This window comes from Chitinimonas sp. JJ19 (assembly GCF_036961565.1).
Lineage (GTDB): Bacteria > Pseudomonadota > Gammaproteobacteria > Burkholderiales > Chitinimonadaceae > Chitinimonas.
Window position 1 is genome coordinate 47,353 of sequence record NZ_JBAMDD010000006.1, and the last position, 21,078, is coordinate 68,430.

14 protein-coding genes are annotated in these 21,078 nt (G+C 65.5%); 3 read left to right on the plus strand and 11 right to left on the minus strand.

The window, feature by feature from the left end; all coding sequences use genetic code 11:
- Nucleotides 1–54 precede the first annotated feature (54 nt).
- The 7 genes from V7714_RS09095 to glyQ all read right to left on the minus strand — a co-directional run bounded on the left by V7714_RS09095 (nucleotide 55) and on the right by glyQ (nucleotide 6,770).
- Nucleotides 55–756 carry a M48 family metallopeptidase gene (locus tag V7714_RS09095; RefSeq protein WP_335709436.1) on the minus strand — a complete coding sequence of 234 codons (702 nt, stop codon included), beginning with the start codon at nucleotides 754–756 and terminating at the stop codon, nucleotides 55–57.
- The gene (locus V7714_RS09100) at nucleotides 737–1,504 is read right to left on the minus strand and encodes a lysophospholipid acyltransferase family protein (protein WP_335709437.1); all 768 of its coding nucleotides are present in this window, start codon (nucleotides 1,502–1,504) and stop codon (nucleotides 737–739) included. The genes V7714_RS09095 and V7714_RS09100 overlap by 20 nt, the downstream gene beginning before the upstream one ends.
- Nucleotides 1,504–2,049, minus strand: a complete 546-nt coding sequence (gmhB, locus tag V7714_RS09105; RefSeq protein WP_284195736.1) for a D-glycero-beta-D-manno-heptose 1,7-bisphosphate 7-phosphatase — start codon at nucleotides 2,047–2,049, stop codon at nucleotides 1,504–1,506. The genes V7714_RS09100 and gmhB overlap by 1 nt, the downstream gene beginning before the upstream one ends.
- Before the next feature lie 82 nt (nucleotides 2,050–2,131).
- Entirely contained in the window at nucleotides 2,132–3,217 is a 1,086-nt protein-coding gene (locus V7714_RS09110; protein WP_335709438.1) for an acyltransferase family protein, read from the minus strand.
- Nucleotides 3,218–3,224: 7 nt separating this feature from the next.
- Nucleotides 3,225–5,309, minus strand: a complete 2,085-nt coding sequence (gene glyS / locus V7714_RS09115; protein WP_335709439.1) for a glycine--tRNA ligase subunit beta — start codon at nucleotides 5,307–5,309, stop codon at nucleotides 3,225–3,227.
- Between the two features lie 72 nt (nucleotides 5,310–5,381).
- Nucleotides 5,382–5,870 carry a hypothetical protein gene (locus V7714_RS09120; protein ID WP_335709440.1) on the minus strand — a complete coding sequence of 163 codons (489 nt, stop codon included), beginning with the start codon at nucleotides 5,868–5,870 and terminating at the stop codon, nucleotides 5,382–5,384.
- A gap of 9 nt (nucleotides 5,871–5,879) precedes the next feature.
- The gene (gene glyQ / locus V7714_RS09125; RefSeq protein WP_284195732.1) at nucleotides 5,880–6,770 is read right to left on the minus strand and encodes a glycine--tRNA ligase subunit alpha; all 891 of its coding nucleotides are present in this window, start codon (nucleotides 6,768–6,770) and stop codon (nucleotides 5,880–5,882) included.
- Between the two features lie 174 nt (nucleotides 6,771–6,944).
- Here glyQ and recC point away from each other — a divergent pair, with 174 nt between their 5' ends.
- Genes recC through recD form a run of 3 tightly spaced genes read left to right on the plus strand, consistent with a single transcriptional unit; the run spans nucleotide 6,945 to nucleotide 15,348 of the window.
- The gene (gene recC, locus V7714_RS09130) at nucleotides 6,945–10,088 is read left to right on the plus strand and encodes an exodeoxyribonuclease V subunit gamma (RefSeq protein WP_335709441.1); all 3,144 of its coding nucleotides are present in this window, start codon (nucleotides 6,945–6,947) and stop codon (nucleotides 10,086–10,088) included.
- A complete protein-coding gene (gene recB, locus V7714_RS09135) occupies nucleotides 10,085–13,588 on the plus strand; it encodes an exodeoxyribonuclease V subunit beta (RefSeq protein ID WP_335709442.1) in 3,504 nt (1,167 codons plus the stop codon). Before recC ends, recB begins: the two co-directional genes overlap by 4 nt.
- Nucleotides 13,585–15,348, plus strand: coding sequence for an exodeoxyribonuclease V subunit alpha (gene recD, locus V7714_RS09140; RefSeq protein WP_335709443.1), 1,764 nt, complete (start codon nucleotides 13,585–13,587; stop codon nucleotides 15,346–15,348). The genes recB and recD overlap by 4 nt, the downstream gene beginning before the upstream one ends.
- Here recD and V7714_RS09145 read toward each other — a convergent pair.
- From V7714_RS09145 to ftsZ, 4 genes are all read right to left on the minus strand, one after another.
- On the minus strand, nucleotides 15,345–18,263 hold the full coding sequence (locus tag V7714_RS09145; RefSeq protein WP_335709444.1) for an EAL domain-containing protein: 2,919 nt from the start codon (nucleotides 18,261–18,263) through the stop codon (nucleotides 15,345–15,347). The genes recD and V7714_RS09145 overlap by 4 nt on opposite strands.
- Nucleotides 18,264–18,442: 179 nt before the next feature.
- On the minus strand, nucleotides 18,443–18,625 hold the full coding sequence (locus tag V7714_RS09150) for a hypothetical protein (RefSeq protein ID WP_335709445.1): 183 nt from the start codon (nucleotides 18,623–18,625) through the stop codon (nucleotides 18,443–18,445).
- A gap of 47 nt (nucleotides 18,626–18,672) precedes the next feature.
- Nucleotides 18,673–19,587: a UDP-3-O-acyl-N-acetylglucosamine deacetylase gene (gene lpxC, locus V7714_RS09155; protein WP_335709613.1), complete on the minus strand. Its 915-nt coding sequence runs from the start codon at nucleotides 19,585–19,587 to the stop codon at nucleotides 18,673–18,675.
- Between the two features lie 313 nt (nucleotides 19,588–19,900).
- Entirely contained in the window at nucleotides 19,901–21,076 is a 1,176-nt protein-coding gene (gene ftsZ, locus V7714_RS09160; protein WP_441302641.1) for a cell division protein FtsZ, read from the minus strand.
- Between the last annotated feature and the right edge of the window lie 2 nt (nucleotides 21,077–21,078).

Consider the following 21,078-nt stretch of genomic DNA (forward strand, 5'->3'; position numbering starts at 1 on the left):
GGGATTCTAAAGCGTACAGCCCCAGCCCTTGCAGGCTGCGGCAAAACGCCGCAGCTACCAAGCAAAGTAGCGGGCGCCCTCGCGCTTGAGCCAATCGCGCTTGTGCTTCCAATCCGGGCAGGCGGTCGCCACCAGCGCCCAGAAGCGGGGAGAGTGGTTCAGCTCCACCAAGTGGCACAGCTCATGTATCACCACATAGTCGATCACCGGCAAGGGCGCCTGCATCAGGCGCCAGTTCAGCCTGATGGCGCCCTGCGAGGTACAACTCCCCCAGCGGGTGCCGGCGCTGGACAGCTTGAACTCGCCATAACGCAGTCCCAAGCGCGCCGCCCAGCTATCCAGCCGCTCGGCCAGGAATACCCGCGCCTCGCGCCGCATCAGTTTCTGCAGCGCCAGCGGGATGTCGGCCGTGGTCTCGGCCACCAGTTGCAGCGCATCGGCCGTTACGGTGGCGCGCTTATGCCCCAGGCTCAAGGTGTGCGGCTCGCCCAGCCAGTCCAGCTGGCTGCCGGACTGCAAGGGGGGCGCCGCTGGCCGCTCGGCCAGTGCATCGAGCTTGCCCAGTATCCAACTGGCCTTCTGGCGCAGGATGGCATCCAGCTCATGCAGGGGAAAGCGCTGCGGCAGGATGACCCGCAAGCCCTCCTGCCTGATCTGCAGGCCCACACTGCGGCGGGTGGAGCGCTCCAGCCATACCGGCACCTCCCGCCCCTGCAGGGCGTAGATATGGCGGGTTTCAGGCAGCGATCGTGCCATGGACATCCTGCGGCTGCTTGTTGGCCGGCCAGCAGGGGCCCACGCCGCTGATGCGCACCATCTCGGTCTCAATCCAGCTCTCCACTTCACGCCTGACCTGGTCGGCGCTTTTGCCCACGGTGGGAATGGGCGGGCCGATGGACACGGTGGTCTCGCCCGGATATTTGAGAAAGCTGTTGCGCGGCCAGAACTCACCGGAATTGACGGCCACCGGCACCACCGGCGCACCCAGGGCACAGGCCAGGCGGGCGCCGCCCTGCTTGTAGCGCCCCCGCTTGCCGGCGGCAATGCGGCTGCCCTCGGGGAAGATGACTATCCAGGCGCCGTCCTTGAGCCGCTGGGTACCCTGCTCGATCAACTGGCGGCTGGCCACGCCGCTATTGGCGCGGTCTATGGCGATGGGCCGCAAGCTCCACAGGCCCCAGCCAAAAAACGGTATCCACAGCAGTTCACGCTTGACCACCCAGGCGGTCAGGGGCACCAGGCGCTGCAAAAACATGGTCTCGAAGGCCGACTGATGCTTGCTCATCACCACCGCCGCTTCGCGCGGCAGGTTCTCGCGGCCTATCACCCGGCCACGCAGGCCACAGGTCAGCTCCAGCCACTTCACGGCAAACCAGCACCAATAGCTGATGACGCCGTAGCGCACCTTGTAGGGCAGGGGCAGGGCCAGCATGCAGCCTATGGCACAGAGCACGGTGTTCAGCGCCCAGCCCGTCATGTACAGCGAAGAACGCAACCACACCATCAGTCTTCTTCCTTGCCTATCAGGTAGAGCGCCGCATCCATCAGGTCGTAGCAGACACGGGTATGTTCGGGCAGGCCGCCCGCAGCCAGGGTACGCTCACCCTTGCCGGTACGCACCAGTATGGGTTCGGCGCCAACCGCTTCGGCCGCTTCCAGGTCACGCAGGCTGTCGCCTATCACCGGGGTATCTTCCAGCCGCACATCAAAGCGCTGGGCAATATCACGGTACATGCCCGGCTTGGGCTTGCGGCATTCGCATTGCATGTCGGCCGTGTGGGGGCAGAAGAAGATGGCATCGACCCGCCCACCCACGCTGGCCAGCAGGCGGTGCAGCTTGCCATGCATGGCATTGAGCTCAGCCGCGCCAAAAAAACCCCGGCCTATGCCACTCTGGTTGGAGGCGATCACCACCCGCCAGCCAGCATGGTTCAGCAGGGCGATGGCTTCCAGGCTGCCATCAATGGGCACCCACTCCGCTGCCGACTTCACGAAATCATCGCGGTCATGGTTGATTACGCCATCCCGGTCCAGTATCACCAGCTTCATGGTATCAGCACGCTTTCGTTCCAGATGACGACTAGCCTATCGTTCAGCCCCGGGGTGTGTCCCGCACTATACGCCCAAGTGTTTATTTTCCCGGGCTCAGGCTCGGCTTCCCGGCCAGTCCGCCCCGTTTCAACCAGCCCTGCCAGGGCTGGTTCTTGAAGCGTTGGGCCGGCTTTTCGACCAGGTTCCAGGACAAGCAGGCCAGCACCAGCGTGCCTATCAGCGGCAGCCAGACCAGATTGGCCACGCTCAGCCCGCCCTGTGGCGCCAGCCACCAGGCCGCCAGCTGCTGCATGGGGAAGGCATACAGGTAGACACCGTAGGAGTAGTCCTGCCGGTCAAACCAGCCCGGTAGCGGCACCGGCGCGCAATAGGCCAGCCACAGCACGCCATAGGTCAGGGCGAAGTAGTAGCACACCATGGGCAGCACCTGGCGGAACACCAGATAGAACACCAGCAGGGTCAGCAAGGCCAGCAGGCCCTTCATGCGTATCTGCTCGGCATTGACCTGGAAAAACGCGCCCAGCAAAAAGGACAGCAGCAAGCCCGGCAGCTGCGCATCTGCGCTGGGGTTGCCCGCAGCAAACAGGACGATAACGGCCGCAAATCCCAGATTGAAGGCGACCCGGTTGCCCAGCACGCCCAGCCAGCCCAGGCTGGCGCAGGCTAGGTAGAAGGTACATTCATACGGCAGCGTCCAGAGCGAGCCATTGATTGCACGGGGCGCCGGGTTGCCCGCGAAGGCATCATGCAGGCTGTATTGCACGCCCCCTAGCAAGGAGGCGTTGTGGCCGACAAAGCGGGCAAAATCGATGGAGGCAAAGTAGGCGCTGGCGTCCAGGCCCGAGCTGATGAAGGCAAGGGCTGGCGCCACCACGGCGGCCACCACCAGGCCGGGGAAGAGACGCAGCCCCCGCCGCCAGAGAAAGCCACCCAGCTTGGGGTTGCGCAGATAACTGCCACAGACCAGAAAGCCACTGACCGCAAAAAACACGTTCACGGCAACGGTGCCGAACGACAGACCCACGGTGACCGACAGGTATTCCGCCGGATTTCCCGACAGCGGCCAGGCATGCGACAACAGCACCAGCATGGCCGCCAGCAGCCGCAGCAGGCCAAAGTTATTGGCCACGCCAGCGCGTTCGTAATCGCGCAAGGTATCCCTCATGCTGCCTTTACTCCGCCAGCAGGGAGATATCGGCAACCTGGTTCATCAGGTTGCTCAGTGCCGCCAGCAGTGCCAGCCGGTTGTGCCGTACTGCCAGGTCGTCGGCCATAACCATCACGCTGTCGAAGAAGGCATCCACCGGGGCACGCAGGCCCGCCAACTGCTTCAGCGCAGCCGTGTAATCGTGCGCAGCCAGGGCGGCAGCCACCGGCGTCTGCAAGGCCACCAGGGCGCCGTGCAGATCGCGTTCGGCCGCATCAGCCAGCAGTCCGGCCGCAATGGCCGGCAGCGCCTGGCCTTCGCTTACATTCTTCTTGAGTATATTGCGTATGCGCTTGTTGGCTGCAGCCAGGGCCGCCGCCTCGGGCAAGGCCTTGAACTCGGCCACGGCCGCCAGGCGCAGGGCCAGCTCGTCAAAGCGGCTGGGCTTGTCGGCCAGCACGGCTTCGATATCGGCCGCCGGGAAATCCGCCGCCAGCAGGTTCTTCAGGCGCTCCAGCATAAAGCCGAACACACCGTCTACCGTATCGGCCGCCACCACGCCAGCCGGGAAGGCTGCAGCGGTCTGAGCCAGCAATTGCTTCAGGTCCAGCGGCAGCTTGGCTTCCACCAGCATGCGCAGCACGCCCAGCGCCGCACGGCGCAGGGCAAACGGGTCTTTGTCACCGGTAGGAATCAGGCCTATGCCCCAGATACCCACCAGGGTTTCCAGCTTGTCGGCCAGCGACACGGCTTGTGCAATGGCACCCTCGGGCAGGCTGTCGCCGGCAAAACGGGGGTGGTAATGGCCCTCGACGGCGGCGGCAACGGCAGCGTCCTCTCCATCCAAGCGGGCGTAGTAGGTGCCCATGATGCCTTGCAGCTCGGGGAACTCACCCACCATATCGGTCAGCAGGTCGGCCTTGGCCAGGTAGGCGGCGCGGCCAGCCAGCGCCTGATCGGCACCCAACTCGCCGGCAATAGCGGCGGCCACGGCTTCCAGCCGCGCCACGCGCTCCAGCTGGCTGCCTATCTTGTTGTGGTAGACCACCTCGGCCAGCCGGGCGACCCGGCTGTCCAGGCGGTGCTTCTGATCCTGTTCGTAGAAGAACTTGGCATCCGACAGGCGCGCACGCAGTACGCGGGCATTGCCGTTGACGATAAAGCGCGGGTCTGCAGTCTCCAGGTTGGAGACGATCAGGTAGCGGTGCGTCAGCTTGCCACTGGCGTCCAGCAGGGGAAAGTACTTCTGGTTCTGCTGCATGGTGAGGATCAGGCACTCCTGCGGCACCTTGAGGAATTCCTCCTCGAAGCTGCCCTCCAGCACCACCGGCCATTCCACCAGTGCAGTCACCTCGTCGATCAGCGCGTCGCCGCCGGCAATCCGGGCACCATGGGCGGCGGCCTTGCTGTTGAGCGCGGCCACAATGGCGGCACGGCGTTCGCTGAAACTGGCCACAACCCGCCCTTGCTGGCGCAGGGTTTCGGCATAGCTGTCGGCATCGGCTAGCGTGACTGCCCCCTGCGACAGGAAGCGATGCCCCCCGGTGACGTGGCCTGCAGCAAAGCCCAGCACCTCGCCAGCCACCACCTGGTCGCCATGCAGCATCACCAGGCCATGCACCGGCCGGATGAACTGGCTGTCACGGCTACCCCAGCGCATCAGCTTGGGCGCAGGCAGCTTTTTCAGCGCATCAGCCACAATGGCCGACAGATGGGCGGCCAGCGGCTCGCCCTGCTTCTCGGCACGATAGATATACACATCCTGCTTGCCGTCCGAACCCTGTACCAGCTGGTCAAGCTGATCGGCCGCCAGCCCCACCGAGCGGGCAAAGCCCAGCAGAGCCGGGCTGGGCTGACCATCCTTGTAGCCAGCCGCCACGGCCGGGCCTTTCTTCTCCACCATGCGGTCAGGCTGCACGGCCAGCACGCCCGGCAGGCTCACGGCCAGCCTACGTGGGCTGGCGTATTCAACGGCCTGGGCATCCGCCGCCACAAAACCCAGCTTCTTCAGCTCGGTGGCGATGGTCTCGGCGAACGAAGCCGCCAGACGGGGCAGGGCCTTGGGGGGCAGTTCTTCGGTGAACAGTTCAATCAGCAGGGTTGAGCTCATGGCACTTCTATTCCAGCACGGGGTTGGGGTAGGTAGCGCGATTGCGCGGCAAGCCTACCCGGATTGAATGGCTTATTCCTTGGCGCCCGCTTTTTTCTCGCGGGCGATCTTGCAGACCTGCAGCAGGAAATCCTGCATATAGGCCGCCTTGGTGACCGGATCGAACTCCCACTGGAAGCCCGCCAAGTCTTTGCGGCTGACCTCGTCGTCGTCCTTGTCGCGGTATTCCACGGCTATCCCGGCCATCTCCGACTTGGCGCAGTCCAGCGCAAAGCGGGTGTACTCGGTACGGAAGGTATCGCCTTCCTTGTTTTCCTGGTCTTTCTTGTAGGCCCGCCGCACCCAGGCATAGACATACTCGTCCGAGCCAAAGCTGTCGTCGTGGCCTATGGATTCCCAGGAAACCCGGATCTCATGGTCAGGCTGTTCACCGTAGAGCCGCCAGTCGCCTTCCTTCTCGGTAGGCACCGGTACCGGCGGCTCGGCGTTGTCGGTATCCATATAGCTGCCGCCACATGCGGCAAGACCCAGGGTCAGTAGCAACGCAGCAGCAGTCTTCATGGCGAGACCTCAGTCCTTTTTCAGCATGGGAAAGCCCAATGCTTCGCGGGCATCGTAGTAGGCCTGCGCCACACCGCGCGACAGGTTGCGGATACGGCCGATATAGGCAGCCCGCTCGGTCACCGAGATGGCGCCACGTGCATCCAGCAGGTTAAAGCTATGGCCGGCCTTCAGTATCATTTCATAGGCCGGCAGGGGCAGGCTGGCCTCCAGGAGGCGCTTGGCTTCCTGTTCATAGTCATTGAACTGGCGGAACAGCAATTCCACATTGGAGTGCTCGAACGCGTACTGCGATTGTTCGACTTCGTTCTGGTAGAACACATTGCCGTAGGTCACCGGCGTGCCATCAGGCAGATGGGTCCAGACCAGGTCGTAGACGTTCTCGATATCCTGCAGATACATGGCCAAGCGTTCCAGGCCATAGGTGATCTCACCGAGCACCGGCTTGCAATCCAGGCCGCCCACCTGCTGGAAATAGGTGAACTGGGTTACTTCCATGCCATTGAGCCAGACTTCCCAACCCAAGCCCCAGGCGCCCAGGGTGGGGTTCTCCCAGTCGTCTTCCACGAAGCGGATGTCGTGCACCGTGGGGTCCAGGCCCAGCTCGCGCAGCGAACCCAGGTAAAGATCCTGAATATTGTCGGGCGAAGGCTTGAGCACCACCTGGAACTGGTGATGTTGGAACAGACGATTGGGGTTCTCGCCGTAGCGGCCATCCTTGGGGCGGCGGCTAGGCTGCACATAGGCCGCATTCCAGGGCTCTGGCCCCAGCGCGCGCAGGAAAGTGGCCGTATGGCTGGTGCCGGCGCCCACTTCCGTGTCATAGGGTTGGAGCAGGGCGCAACCCTGGCTATTCCAGTAGTTCTGCAGGGTGAGGATGATTTGCTGGAAGGTCAGCATTGTGACGGGTGCCCGATAAAGTAGAACGATGTAAAGCCAGGATTCTACTTGAACTTGCGCGCTTGGCATCCCCGTTTGCATGCATGGCCGTCGCAAGCGCGACACAGCATGTGCCATGCGCGATGCCGTCCCCTGCAGGTATCATCGGGCCACCCAACGCTCGCAGCCGCCCACGTGCTCCATCTTTACCAATCCAACCGCCTGGAAACCCTGGCCACGCTGCTCTACGGCGTGCTGTCCATACCGCCTGCCCAGCCCTATGCCAAGGAGACGGTAATCGTGCAGGCGCGCGGCATGGGACGCTGGCTCAGCCTGCGTATCGCCGAGCGTTTCGGGGTATGCGCCAATATGGATTTCCCGCTGCCTGCCACCTTTCTGTGGCAGCTGGTCGAGACCGTACTAGGCCCGCAACCGCGCAGCAGCCCGTTCGGCAGCGATGCCCTGGCCTGGCGCCTGCACGCCCTGCTGCTGCAACCGCCGCCCGAGCTGGCCGGCTATCTCACCCCGCCAGACGACAGCCTGGCCGACCAGGCGCAGCACCAGGTGCTGTCGGAGCGCCGACGCTGGCGGCTGGCCAGCCGCATTGCCGATGTGTTCGACCAGTACCTGGTGTACCGCCCGGACTGGCTGGCCGCCTGGGAAGCAGGCCGCAGCCTGGGCCTGGGGCCGGACGAGCACTGGCAGGCCGCCCTCTGGTGCAGCCTGGCACGTGACCGCAGCTGCGCCCACCGGGCCGACCTGATGCAGGCCCTGGTGGCACGCCTGCAGGACCCAGCCGCGCTGCCTTTGCCCGAGCGCATTGTGTTGTTCGGCAGCAGCAGCCTGCCGCCGCTGTTCCTGCAGATACTCAAGGTACTGGGCCAACGCCTGGATGTCTGCCTGTTTGCGCTGAATCCCTGTGCCCAGCCCTGGGGCGACATCAGCGACCGGGAGCAGGCCCATGGGCCGGGCGAGCGTCTGCTGGCCGCATGGGGGGCGCAGGGCAGGGTGTTCTTCGACGACCTGGCCAGCGCCGATGAACTGACCAGCCTGCCCGATGAAGGCCCACCGGCCAGCGGTCTGCTGGGCCAATTGCAGCACGCACTGCTGCTGCTCGATGCCGAACCGCTGCAAGCCCTGCCTGCCATCGATCATAGCCTGGCCATCCATGCCTGCCACAGCCCCTTGCGGCAGGTGGAGACGCTCAAGGACGCCCTGCTCAGCCGCCTGGCCGCCGATCCGGGCCTGCAGCCGGCCGATATCGTGGTGCTATGCCCCGATATCGAGACCTATGCCCCCTATATCGATGCCGTCTTCGGCCAGGGTGAGCCGCACCTGCCCTATGCCGTGGCCGACCGTGGTGGCCTGGGCAGCTCCCCCCTGCTCGCCACCTGGCTGGAGCTGCTACGGCTGCCCGATGGCGACTGGGAGGCCGACCGCCTGGCCGCCTTGCTGGAGCTGCCAGCCCTGGCCCAGCAGTTTGGCCTGGATGCAGACGACCTGCCCCTGCTGCAGACCTGGATCGCCGAGGCGGGCATACGCCGTAACCAGACCGGCGATGCCTTCAGCTGGCAGGAAGGCCTGGGGCGCCTGCTGCTGGGTGTAGCCTTGCCCGATGCCGGGGCCGCCGGTGGCCTGCCCTTGTTTGCCAGCCTGGTGCCGACGGCAGACCTGGACCTGCGCTTTGCCGACCGGGTAGCCGGCCTCAGCCGCTTTGCCCGGCAACTGGCGCGCTGGCAAGCCGCCCTGGCCCGGCCCCGCAGCCTGCCGGAATGGTCGCAACTGCTGAATGAATGGCTGGAACGCTGGTTTGTGGATCTGGAAGGCGATCGCGCCGCCGTCGATACCCTGCGTAATGTGGTGGTGGAGCTGGGTGCCCTGGGTGAGCGCAGCGGCATGCTGCAGCCGGTGGGCCGGGTTGCCGTGCTGCAATGGCTGGGCGGCAAGCTCAAGGATGGCTCGGGCGCCGGTGGCTTTCTGACCGGTGGGGTCACCTTCGCCCAGCTGATGCCCATGCGCAACCTGCCTTTCCGCATCGTGGCCGTGCTGGGCCTGGATGACGGCGCCTTCCCCCGCGACAGCCAGCCCGATGGTTTCGATCTGATCGCTCAGCACCCCCGCCGGGGCGATCGCGCCCGGGCACTGGACGAGCGCTGGCTGTTTCTGGAAACCCTGCTGGCGGCCCGCGACAGCCTGCAGCTTTACTACACCGGCCGCGATGCACGCAGCGATGTGGCCCTGCCGCCCTCCACCGTCATTGCCGACCTGCTCGACGCCATCAGGGTAGGCTGGGGCGAGGAGGGCACAGACCCGGTTCAGGCCTATCTGCACCGGCACCCCTTGCAGCCATTCTCACCCCAGCGTTTCAGCCCGCAGGCGGCCCTGCCTACCTTCGACGGACGCTGGGCCGGCATCGCCCGGCAAGCCGGCCAGGGCCAGGCACAGCCGCCCTCGCTGGCCACCGCCAGCCTGCCGGCCGAGCCATTGCGGCTGCTGGACCTGGATGAGCTGATCCAGTTTGCCCGCGACAGCAGCGGCTGGTTTCTGCGCAGGCTGGGCGTCAGGCTGGACCGGGGCGAAGCCACCCTGGCCCACCGCGAGCCCTTCGAGCTAGACAGGCCGGGCGAGCGTGCCCTGCTCCTGCTGGGTGCCGACCAGGCAGACTCGGCCGATACGCTTACCGCGCTGGGGCAGGGTGCCGCGCTGCTGCCTGCCGGCCCGGCAGGCGATATCTGGGCCGAACAATCAGCCCGTCACTTTGCCCCAGCCGTGGCGCTATGGCGGCAGGCAGGCAGTGCCGAACTGGCCATCAACCTGGAGCTGGAACAACTGCGGCTACAAGGTCTGCTGCGCGGCCTGGGGCCGGATGGTCTGGCCTTGCGGCAGCCCGGCAAGCTGCGCGAAGGCGACAGGCTGGCAGCCTGGCTGCAGCACCTGCTGCTTTGTGCCAGCCAACCTGCCGGCATCGCCTGCACTACCCGCCTGGTCGGGTTGGAGGAAGTCGCCCACTATCAAGCAGTGGCAGACAGCCGCAGCTTGCTGGCTGACTGGCTGGCAGCCTATCGCCTGGCCATGACACGCCCCATCCCGCTATTACCGCGCAGCAGCCTGGCCTATGCCGAGGGCCTGAGCAGCGGCCGCGACCCCAGTCCGGCCAAGGCGCTGGATGCCGCCCGCAAGGCCTGGCTGGGCACCGACCGCTTTGCCGGCGAGGGCAGCTTTGCTGGCATGCGGGCGCTATGGCGCGGCCAGATGCCGCTGGACGACACGTTTGTCGCCCTGGCCGAGCAGTTGCTATTGCCCTTACTGCAGCATGAGCAACGGGCGGCGCTGACATGAGCTTCGACGCCCTGGCCACGCCACTGGATGGCCTCAACCTGATCGAGGCGAGCGCCGGCACCGGCAAGACCTGGACCATTGCCGCCCTGTATGCCCGGCTGGTGCTGGAACGGCAGCTGCTGCCCGAGCAGATACTGGTGGTGACCTATACCAAGGCGGCCACTGCTGAACTGCGTGGCCGCATTCGTGCCCGCCTGGCAGAACTGGCACTAGCGTTCGAGACGGGTGACAGCCCCGACCCCTTCTGCGCCGCCCTATTGGCCCAGACCGAGCCGGCCGAGCGCTACCCGGCCAGCTTGCGGCTACGGGCCGCCGTCTCGGGCTTTGATGTGGCCGCGGTCTTCACCATACACGGCTTCTGCCAGCGCGCCTTGGGCGAGCACGCGCTATTGGCCGGCCTGGAGCTGGAACGCGAGTTTGTGGCCGACGAGACAACGTTGTTGCAGGAGGCTGCCGATGCCGCCTGGAAGAACGAAACCACCGGGGCCAGTAGCAGCTGGCTGAACTGGCTGATCGCCAACGGCCAGTCGCCCGATGTATGGCTGGCTGGGCTGCGCGGCTATCTGGGCCATACCGACCTGCGGGTGGCGGTGCCCGCGCTGGCCGGCCTGGCCGAGCTGGAACAGCGCTTCGTCACCGCGCATACCGCCTTGAGCCAGCGCTGGGCGCAGGAGGGCGCCGCCGCCGAGGCCTGGTTGCTGGCGCGCTCCGAGGCGGGCCAGTTCAAGGGCACGCACCGGCGGGACTGGTTGCTGGGCTCGCTGGCGCTGTGGCGGCAATGGCTGGACAACCCCGCCCTGCCTGCCATTGCCGAGGACGAGAAATCACCGGGGCAAGCAGAGAGCCGGGTACGCCGGCTGTTTGCGCGCGAGCTGCAAGCTGCCCTCAAGGCACCTGCCGAGTTGCCCGCTGTATTCGAGCTGTTCGAGCCCTGGGCCGCAGCGGCGCTGCCACTGGCCCAAGCCTATGATGCCCGCCTGCGCCGCACCCTGGGTAGGCTGGTAGCCGAGCTGGTGGAACGTGTCCATGCCCGCAAGACCGCCCTGGGCATCATGAGTTTCCACGATCTGCTGGTCGAACTGGATGCCGCGCTGGCCCAGGATGACGAAGCGCAACTGAGCCGCGCCCTGCGACAGCGCTACCACGCTGCCCTGATAGACGAATTCCAGGATACCGACCCGCTGCAGTTCCGCATTTTCGACCGCTTGTTCGGTAGCGGCGATGCGCCGGCCTTTCTGGTGGGCGACCCCAAGCAAGCCATCTATGCCTTCCGGGGCGCCGAGCTGCACGCATACCTGGCCGCCCGCCAGCGGGTAGCGCCGGGCAGACGCTACAGCCTGGGCACCAACCGTCGCAGCACACCCGCATTGGTCGCCGCGCTGTCGCAGCTGTTTGGCCGCAGCGAAGCGCCTTTCCTGCTGCCCGAGCTGGGCTACCCCGAGGTGGATGCGCTGGACGACAAGCCCACATTGCTGTTGGACGGCCAGGTGCATGCGGCCCTGGCCTGGGACTGGCTGGGCAACGACAGCCTGGGCAAGGCCGATGCCCGCAACCAGGCCGTGGCCCTGACGGCCGACCGCATTGCCGCCCTACTGACCCCAGGCCGCGCCAGCCTGGGTGGACAGGCGCTGGGCGGCGGCGATATCGCCGTACTGGCCAGCAAGCACGATGAGTTGCAAGCCATGCAGGCCGCGCTGGAGGCACGCGGCATTGCGAGCGTGCGCATCAGCCGGCAGCGGGTATTCGAGACCGAAGAAGCCCAGGACCTGCTGCAGGTGCTGAATGCCCTGGTGAACCCCAGTGATCGCCAGGTCAGGTCTGCCATGGTGACGCTGAGTACCGGGCTGGACGCCGACGGCCTGTATGCGCGCCTGCACAACGAGGCACGCTGGGAAGCCACCCTGGCCGATTTCCGCCGCTGGCAGCAACTGCTGCACAGCCGTGGCGCCATGGCCGCCCTGACCGCCTGGCTGATAGAGAGCGGCGCTGCCGAGCGTATCGCCAGCTGGCATGATGGCGAGCGGCGGCTGACCAATCTGCTGCACCTGTTTGAACTGGTGGAGCTGGCGCGACGGGAGCGGCCCGGCCTGGCCCCCTTGCTGGCCTGGTATCGCAGCAATCTGGCCGAAGCGAGCGGTGAGGACGACGAACAGCTGATGCGCTTGGAAAGCGATGCCAGCCGTGTGCGCCTGGTCACCATCCATGCGGCCAAAGGCCTGGAATACCCCGTAGTGTTCTGTCCCTTCCTGTGGGATGGCCAGCTGTTCAAGCAGCACGAGCGCTGGGCCTTGTGCTACGAGGACGGCAGCAATGTACTGGACCTGGGTTCACCCCTGTTCGACCAACGCCGTCAGCGCGCGCGGGAAGAAAGGCTGGCCGAGAAACTGCGCCTGCTCTACGTGGCGCTGACCCGTCCCCGCAGCGCCTGCATCATCACCTGGGGCCAGGTGAAAGAGCAGGCCAGCAGCGCCCTGGCCTGGCTGCTGGCCGGCGGGCAGGAACAAGCCCGCGACGCCACAGCCCTGTACGCCGAGATCGACGCCCTGATCACCAGTGCCCGGCCCGGCGCCATGGCCTGGCTGCCCCAGGCCCAGTCTGCCACCCGGCATGCCGACACCACGCTGACGGCGACACCACCGCAGGTGGCAAGAATGCAGCGCTCGCTGCAGTGGCAATGGCGCATGAGCAGTTTCTCCGGCTTGACCGCCGGTCTGCACGACGAGGCCCCGGACCACGATGCGACGGTAGCCCCACCGGAGCCGGCCATGGCCGACGAACTCGGCCCCTACGACAGTTTTCCGGCCGGGCCGCGTGCAGGTGTCTGCCTGCATGCGCTGTTCGAGCTATGGGACTACAGCCGGCACGATAGGCCGGCCCTGGAAGCACTGGCGCAGCGGCAGCTGCAGGCCCATGGCTTCGACCCGCAGTGGGCCGGCATGGCGGCCGATCTGGTCGAGGCCACCCTGCATGCGCCGCTGACGCCGGCCGCGACCTGCCTGGCCCAGGTGCCCGCCAGCCAGCGACTGGTGGAGATGGAGTTCACCTATACCCTGCAGCCGTTTGCCTGGCCCCAGCTGATCGCCATCCTGGCCGACCCCGCGCACGGCCTGCCCGCCTGCTTTGCCGAGGCCGCCCAGCGCCTGCATGCCGAGGTCGGACAGGGTTACCTGAAAGGCTTTATCGACCTGGTCTGCCAGCTTGATGGCCGCCACTATGTGCTGGATTGGAAATCCAACCGCCTGATGGGCTACGACAGCGCCAGGTTGCAGGCTGCGATGGCCGATGAGCACTACTACCTGCAGGCCTTGATCTACTGCCTGGCGCTGCATCGCTACCTGGGCTGGCGCCAGCCCGGCTACGACTATGAGCGCGACTTTGGCGGCGCCCTTTACCTGTTCCTGCGCGGCATCACCCCGGCAGGGCGGGGGGTCTGGCACTATCGCCCGCCGCTGGCCCTGATCACCGCGCTGGAAGCCCTGTTCTGTGGAGTGCCCGCATGAATATCGCCACCCTGCCGCCGTTCGCCGCCGAACTGAAGGCCTGGCTGGAGCAGCGCTTTCCAGCCGCCGCACAAGCGGCCTTGCAGGCGGCGGCCCTGGTCGCCAGCCGCGCGGAGGAAGGGCATGTCTGCCTCCATCTGAGCGAAATGGCAGGCCAGCATTGGCAGGGCATGATCCTGCCCGAGCTGAAAACCTGGCGTATGGCGTTGCTACAGAGCGGTTTTGTCGCCCTGGCGGAAGGCTACGCTCCACTGGTGATGGATGGCGACCGCCTTTACCTGGGCCGGCTGTGGGCGGACGAACTGACGGTGGCCGCCGAACTGGCACAGCGCGCCAGCGCCACCGAGCTGACACCCAAGCAGGCGCGTACCGTACTGGACCCCTTGTTTGCCGGTACGGCCAGCGACGATGGCCAAAGACTGGCGGCGGCCACAGCCCTGCTCAACCGCATCGCGGTGATCTCGGGTGGGCCGGGCACCGGCAAGACCACCACCGTGGCCAAGGTGCTGGCCGCACTGGTGCAACTGGAGCCCGCCGCACGCATCGTGCTGGCCGCCCCCACCGGCCGAGCGGCCGCCCGCATGGTGGAAGCCCTCAAGCAGGCGCGCGACCGGCTGCCCATAGACATGATTACCCGCGCCGCCCTGCCAGAAGAGGCCCAGACCCTGCACCGGCTGCTGGGTTTCCGACCCGACGGTGCGCAACCTCGCTACGGCCCTGGCCAACCGCTGGGATTGGATATCCTGGTAGTGGACGAAGCCTCGATGATCGATCTGGCGCTGTTCGCCCGCCTGCTGGCAGCACTACCCCGGCATGCGCGGCTGATACTGCTGGGCGACCGCGATCAACTGGCATCGGTAGAAGCCGGCAGTGCCTTTGCCGAACTGGTGCGGCAGGCAGGGCGCACACCGGATGGCAGCCGCCGCCTGGCGGCCGCCACGGGAGCCCGCCTACCGCCCGGCAAGCCCACCTCGGCCCTGGCCGATGGTATTGCCCTGCTCAATGTCAGCCATCGCTTTGGCAGCGATAGCGGCATCGGTGCCCTGGCTCGCTGCGCCAATGCCGGAGACAGCCAGGGTGCATTACAGTTGCTGCGCGATCCTCCTCCCGACCTGGCCTGGCAGCCGGGCCTGTGCCGCGACTGGCAGGGTCTGCTGCTGGCGCAGCTGCAAACCCGGCTGGCGGACTACCGCGAGGCGGTAGCGGCGCGCGACGTCGATGCCGCCTACCACCATTTCCACCGCCTGCGGCTACTCTGTGCCTTGCGTGAAGGCCCGGTGGGGCTGGAAGCCATCAACCGCCTGCTGGAAACCCGCTTGCTGCAGCAGGATCCCCGCCGCCAACCCTGGTATGCCGGCCGACCCGTCATTGTTCGGGTCAACGACAGCGTGCTGGGCCTGGCCAATGGCGACGTGGGCCTGGTATTGGAGAGCGAACAGGGCTTGCGGGTGTATTTCCCGCAGGAGAGCGGCTGGCGCGGCTACGCACCCACCCGCCTGCCCCGCCACGAAACCGCCTTTGCCCTGACCGTACACCAGTCGCAAGGCTCGGAGTTTGATGAAGTCTGGTTGCTGCTGCCTGATGAAGACGCTGCCGTGCTTAGCCGCAGCCTGATCTACACGGCCTTGACCCGTGCCCGCCACAAGGTGGCAGTATGGGGTTCGGCCGCAACACTGGCAGGTGCGCTGCAGCGCAGCGTCCAGCGGGATAGTGGCCTGGCGGACAGGCTGAGGGCCCCACCGGAGGCTACCCAGGGTTAGTGCGGCGGCCGGTTCAGCCGGGCGGCCAGCCACAAGGCGAGTTCAACCGGTGCCAGTGGCCGGGCAAAATGGTAGCCCTGCGCCACGTCGCAACCTTCCGATTGCAGGAAGGCCAGTTGCTCGGCGGTTTCCACGCCCTCGGCTACCACCGTCATCCGCAGGCTCTGGCCTATGCGCACCACCGCACTGGCCAGGGCGCGGTCTTCTGCATCCTCGCTCAGGTCGCGTACAAAGCTCTGGTCCAGCTTGAGCTCGCCCACCGGGTAGCGCTTGAGGTAACCCAGGCTGGAGTAGCCCGTCCCGAAGTCATCCACCGCCAGCGCCACCCCCATGGCATCGAGCTTGTTCAGGGCGGCCAGGGTCTGTTCATCCCGCACCATCATCAGGCTTTCGGTAATCTCCAGTGTCAGTTGCGCCGGCGCCAAGCCATGGCGAGCCAAGGTCTGGCCCACCAGGGCCGGGATATCATCATGGCGGAACTGCCGGGCCGACAGGTTGACCGAGATGCGGGGCGGGGCGATGCCTATGCGTACCCACTCGGCCATCTGCCGGCAGGCCTCGTCCAGCACCCAGCTACCCACCGCATCGATCAGCCCGCTCTCCTCGGCTATGGGAATGAACCGGGCCGGCGATACCATGCCCCACTGCGGGTGCCGCCATCGTACCAGCGCTTCCAAGCCATAGATGCTGCCATCCGCGATATGCACCTGGGGCTGGTAGTGCAGCAACAGCTCCTGCCGGCTTAGCGCCAGCCGCAGGGCGGCCTCCACTTCCAGCCGTTCGGCAGCATCCTTGTCCATGGCGGGCTGGTAGAAACAGAAGGCATTGCGGCCCAGCTCCTTGGCCCGATACATGGCGGCATCGGCGTGCTTGAGCAGGTTGTCGTAGTCGGTGCCGTCATCGGGGAACAAGGCAATGCCCACGCTGGCCGAGCCATTCAGGGCCAGGCCGTCGAACTCCACTTTCTCGGCCGCCGCTGCAATCAGCTTCTCGGCCACGCTGGCGGCACCCAGGGCGTCGCAGTCGTTGAGCAGCAGGACAAACTCATCGCCCCCCTGGCGGCAGACGGTATCCGACTCCCGCACCACCTGCTCCAGCCTTGTCGCCATGGTCTTGAGCAAGCGATCGCCCGCTGCATGGCCCAACGAGTCATTGATGGTCTTGAAGCGGTCCAGGTCGACAAACAGCACGGCCAGCGGGCTGTTGTCCCGTATCGCATGGGCCAGCGCCAGCTCCACCCGGTCGGCAAACAGCGAGCGGTTGGGCAGGCCGGTCAGCGGATCATAGAAGGCCAGGCTATGTACTCTGGCCTCGGCCTCGCGGTGCTCAATGGCGATGCCGATCAAATGGGTACAGGCATCGACCACCCGGCGATGGAACTCGCTGGGGAGGCGCCGCTCACCGTAGTAGATGGCAAAGGTGCCCAGCACTCTGCCGTCGCTGCCATGTATGGGGGTGGACCAGCAGGCGGCCACGCCGTGTTCGCTGGCCAGTTGCGCATAGCCCTGCCATAGCGGATCGTGGGCCACATCCTCCACCTCCACCACCCGGTTGAAATACGCCGCCGAGCCACAGGAGCCCGCGCGGGGACCGATGCTGAGGCCTTCTATGGCCGCCATGAAGGCCGGTGCGAGGCTGGGCGAGGCGCCGTGGCGCAGCTGATTGCCATCCAGTATCAGGATGGAGCAACGCGTATCCGGCAGCAGGGTTTCCACCCCGCGCGCGGTCGCTTCCATGACCTGGCCGAGTGCATGGCCTGCGGCCAGGCTCTCCAGCACCTCGTGCTGAAGGCTGAGCAGTCCCTCGGCCCGCACCTGATCCTGGATATTACGGGCATAGGCGATGATGAACTCGTCGCCATCAAAGGCCATATGGGTGGCATGCACCTCGATAGGCGTCGATTTGCCATCGGCGCCCGCGATGTCCAGGCGGAAACTAAGCGCGCCCGCCGCCTTGATCTGGTTCCAGCGCTCCTGCCACTGCGCCTCCTGCAGCTGCGGCGCATACCGCCACACCGGCTGCCCCACCACCTGCGCCAGCGTGCCTTGCAGCATGCGGCAGGCGTAGGCATTGGCGTCGCGTATGCAACCATCGGTTGCCACCCATACCGCTGCAATATGCGCATGCTCGAAGGTATGGCGGGTCAGGCGCATGCGCCGCTCGGCCTCGGTCTGCCGGCCTATATCGTGAATGATGGAATACAGTAGCTCGCGCCCCCCCACCGAGATGGGGTTGGAGTGGACTTCCACATCGCGTATCTCGCCACTCTTGAGGCGGTGACGGAACAGAAAATAGCTGCGCTGCTCGCTGCGGGCCAGCTTGATCTCGACGGCGATGGCTTCGGGCGGCAGGGTGTTGATCTGGCTGACATTGAGACGGGCGAACTCTTCCGCCGTATAGCCATAGTATTCGCGGGCCGCGGCATTGGCCGCCACGATGGCGCCGCTCTCCGGTTCCAGCATCAGCTTGACCGCATGGCTGCGCTCGAACACTTCCCGGTAAGCACGCTCGCTCTCGCTCAGTGCCTGCTCGGCAGCCTTGCGCCAGCTGATATCGCTGACAAAGGCAAAGCAGCCGGCATAGCTGCCATCGGCATTGAGCAGCGGGGCTGTAGACAGATCAGCCCAGAAACGGCTGCCATCCAGCCGGCGGAACAGAAACTCATGTTTCTCGCTGATGCCCTGCCGCCGCCGTGCCACATTGCCCTGGGCCAATTCACGCTGGGCCTCGTCCATGAAATCCCATAACGGCTTGCCCAGCAGGCTTTCCACCTGTCCGCCCAGCATGCCGGCCATGCGGGCATTCAGATAGACGGTCAGGCTATCGGCATCGATAACCCACACTCCCTCCTCGGCCTCCTCGACCAGACGGCGGAACAGATCAGCACCATAGCGGGTTTCGATGGGTGTACTCATCGGACCATTTTATGCAAAGGGGATTTATATATAGTCGGGCTTACCCCGCGCTGCAGCATTTCCTTCCGGCCTGCGCATGGCTGTTGTAGAGCCAGCTCAAACTGTTGCAGCGGCCACAGCAGATGCAGGCACGCCGGTTACGCAGACGCCTGCCGGCACACGCCGCAGCCAGCGCGTTGTCAGGTACTCAGGCGCTCGACGAACAGGCCTATGGCGATGATCAGCAGCAAAGCCAGGCTGAAGCGCGCCAGCCAGCCACGCGCGCGGCGCCAGAATGGGTCGCCAGTACGGCGCTCCCGCCAGAGGCAATAGCCCCACAGCAGGACAATGGCGACAAAGAGAAAGCGCAGGATGGCGAACATGGTGTCGTGCAGTCTACCCGGCCCGGCGCCTGCCGGGGCGGGCATCGTCAGATACGGGCGGGTGTATAGCGGTGGAAGGCGGTGGGCGCCGCTTCCGGGCTGTCGAAACTGACATACTCCCAGGCCTCGGGGTCGGCCAGCAAAGCACGCAGCAGCTTGTTATTCATGGCATGGCCCGACTTGAAGCCCTCGAAGGCGGCAATCAGGGGGTAGCCCAGGATATACAGGTCGCCAATCGCATCCAGCACCTTGTGGCGGACAAACTCGTCCTCGAAGCGCAGGCCCTCCTGGTTGAGCACCTTGTACTCGTCCAGCACGATGGCGTTCTCCATGCTGCCGCCCTTGCCCAGGTCGTTGGTACGCATGTATTCCACTTCATGCATGAAACCAAAAGTCCGGGCCCTGGCCACTTCTTTGATGTAAGAGGTCTCGGCAAAATCCAGCTCCACCGTCTGCGCCGCTTTCTGGAAGGCCGGATGGCGGAACTCTATGGTCAGCTTGACCTTGTACCCCTCATGCGGCAGCAACCGCACCCACTTGTCGCCCTCTATGGCCTCGACCGCTTTCTTGACCCTGACATAACGCTTGCGCGCCGGCTTTTGCTCGCGCACGCCAGCTTGCTGCAACAGGTAGAGAAAAGGCGCCGCGCTGCCATCCATGATGGGCATTTCCGACGCGGTCACATCCACCTGCACATTGTCTATGCCCAGGCCGGCGAAGGCCGACATCAGGTGTTCTATGGTCGCTACCCTGACACCATCTTTCACCAGGGTGGAAGACAGCCGGGTATCGTTGACCAGGTCCGGCCCCACCCTGAAACCAGGCTGGCCAGGCAGGTCTGCCCGGCGGAACACGATGCCGCTGTCCGGCGCTGCCGGCGACAGGGTCAGCTCCACCTTCTCGCCCGAGTGCAGGCCCACGCCCACGGCGCGTATGGATTCTTTGAGGGTACGCTGGTAAATCATACGGTTGCTTTCAGTTGGATGCATGGCGGGCGCGCATGCGCCCACAGTGCCCGGGGAGAGAGCCGTTCACTGGGGGTATGCGCCGCCCGCCACCAAATCTGCAGCGTGCAGACACCCTCCGATTTTGCCATATCGCAAAACCGGTCCTGATTGAACCTTGCTATCGAGCGGATGGTGCAAGCAGATGCCTGGCTTGTCAGCCGCGTACCCGGCAGGGCGCGCTTATCGCCGCCTAGCCACGTACAGATACCACCGCCTTGCACAAGGACGGGAAGCAGCCTGCCGATTCAGCAGGCTGCGCCCATCACCATCAGTCCGCCTGCTTGCGCAGGAAGGCAGGAATGTCCATGTCGCCACCGGCAAACACGGTACCGCGCGGCGATTCCACCGCGGCGCCTACGCTACCGGCACGACGGCTGTTACGGAACACTGCCGGCTGGTCGTATTGCTCGTAGTCCATGGCGGGCATGCCATCATCGGTACCCGTGCGCTGCACAATGTGCAGGTTGGGGCTCTTCTTCGACTCACGGCCACCCAGGCCCGTCGCCACCAGGGTGACGCGGATCTTGTCGCCCATGGCCTCATCGAAGGCAGTACCGAAGATGATGCGGGCATCCTCGGCGGTGTAGGCCTTGACGGTCTCCATCACCTCGTGGACTTCACGCATCTTCAGGCTGTAGTCGGCGGTGATGTTCACCAGCACGCCACGGGCGCCGTTCAGGCTGATGTCTTCCAGCAGCGGGCTGGCGACAGCATGCTCGGCAGCCACGCGGGCACGGTCCATCCCTTCGGCATGGGCCGAACCCATCATCGCCATGCCCATCTCGGTCATCACGGCCTTCACGTCAGCGAAGTCCACGTTGACGAGGCCTGGCACATTGATGATCTCGGCGATACCGGCCACGGCACCCTTGAGCACGTCATCGGCGGCCTTGAAGGCATCCTTGAACGAGACATCGTCGCCCAGCACCTGCATCAGGCGCTCGTTCGGGATGATGATCAGCGAATCCACATACTTCTGCAGCTCGTCGATACCAGCCTGTGCGGCCTTCTGGCGCTTGCCCTCGAAGGCGAACGGACGGGTCACCACACCCACGGTCAGGATGCCCTTGTCACGGGCGATCTCGGCCACGATAGGCGCAGCACCGGTACCGGTACCGCCACCCATGCCGGCGGTGATGAACACCATGTCGGCACCTTCCAGCATCTCGGCGATACGCTCGCGGTCTTCCTCGGCCGCGGCGCGCCCTACATCAGGGTTGGCGCCGGCACCCAGGCCCTTGGTCAGGTTGCCACCCAGCTGCACCACGTTATCGGCGCGGTTGCGCTTGAGCGCCTGTGCGTCGGTGTTGGCGCAGATGAACTCCACACCCGTCACACCGGCATCAATCATGTGGTCCACAGCGTTGCCGCCACAACCACCGACACCGATCACCTTGATCCTGGCGACCGGGACTATGTCCTGCGCTGCTTCCAGAAACGAAATAG

Bases quoted from the DNA above. Each gene is read 5' to 3' on its own strand.
- V7714_RS09095 (WP_335709436.1), bottom strand. From the start codon at position 756: ATGGCACGATCGCTGCCTGAAACCCGCCATATCTACGCCCTGCAGGGG.
- V7714_RS09100 (WP_335709437.1), bottom strand. From the start codon at position 1,504: ATGGTGTGGTTGCGTTCTTCGCTGTACATGACGGGCTGGGCGCTGAAC.
- gmhB (WP_284195736.1), bottom strand. From the start codon at position 2,049: ATGAAGCTGGTGATACTGGACCGGGATGGCGTAATCAACCATGACCGC.
- V7714_RS09110 (WP_335709438.1), bottom strand. From the start codon at position 3,217: ATGAGGGATACCTTGCGCGATTACGAACGCGCTGGCGTGGCCAATAAC.
- glyS (WP_335709439.1), bottom strand. From the start codon at position 5,309: ATGAGCTCAACCCTGCTGATTGAACTGTTCACCGAAGAACTGCCCCCC.
- V7714_RS09120 (WP_335709440.1), bottom strand. From the start codon at position 5,870: ATGAAGACTGCTGCTGCGTTGCTACTGACCCTGGGTCTTGCCGCATGT.
- glyQ (WP_284195732.1), bottom strand. From the start codon at position 6,770: ATGCTGACCTTCCAGCAAATCATCCTCACCCTGCAGAACTACTGGAAT.
- recB (WP_335709442.1), top strand. From the start codon at position 10,085: ATGAGCTTCGACGCCCTGGCCACGCCACTGGATGGCCTCAACCTGATC.
- recD (WP_335709443.1), top strand. From the start codon at position 13,585: ATGAATATCGCCACCCTGCCGCCGTTCGCCGCCGAACTGAAGGCCTGG.
- V7714_RS09145 (WP_335709444.1), bottom strand. From the start codon at position 18,263: ATGAGTACACCCATCGAAACCCGCTATGGTGCTGATCTGTTCCGCCGT.
- V7714_RS09150 (WP_335709445.1), bottom strand. From the start codon at position 18,625: ATGTTCGCCATCCTGCGCTTTCTCTTTGTCGCCATTGTCCTGCTGTGG.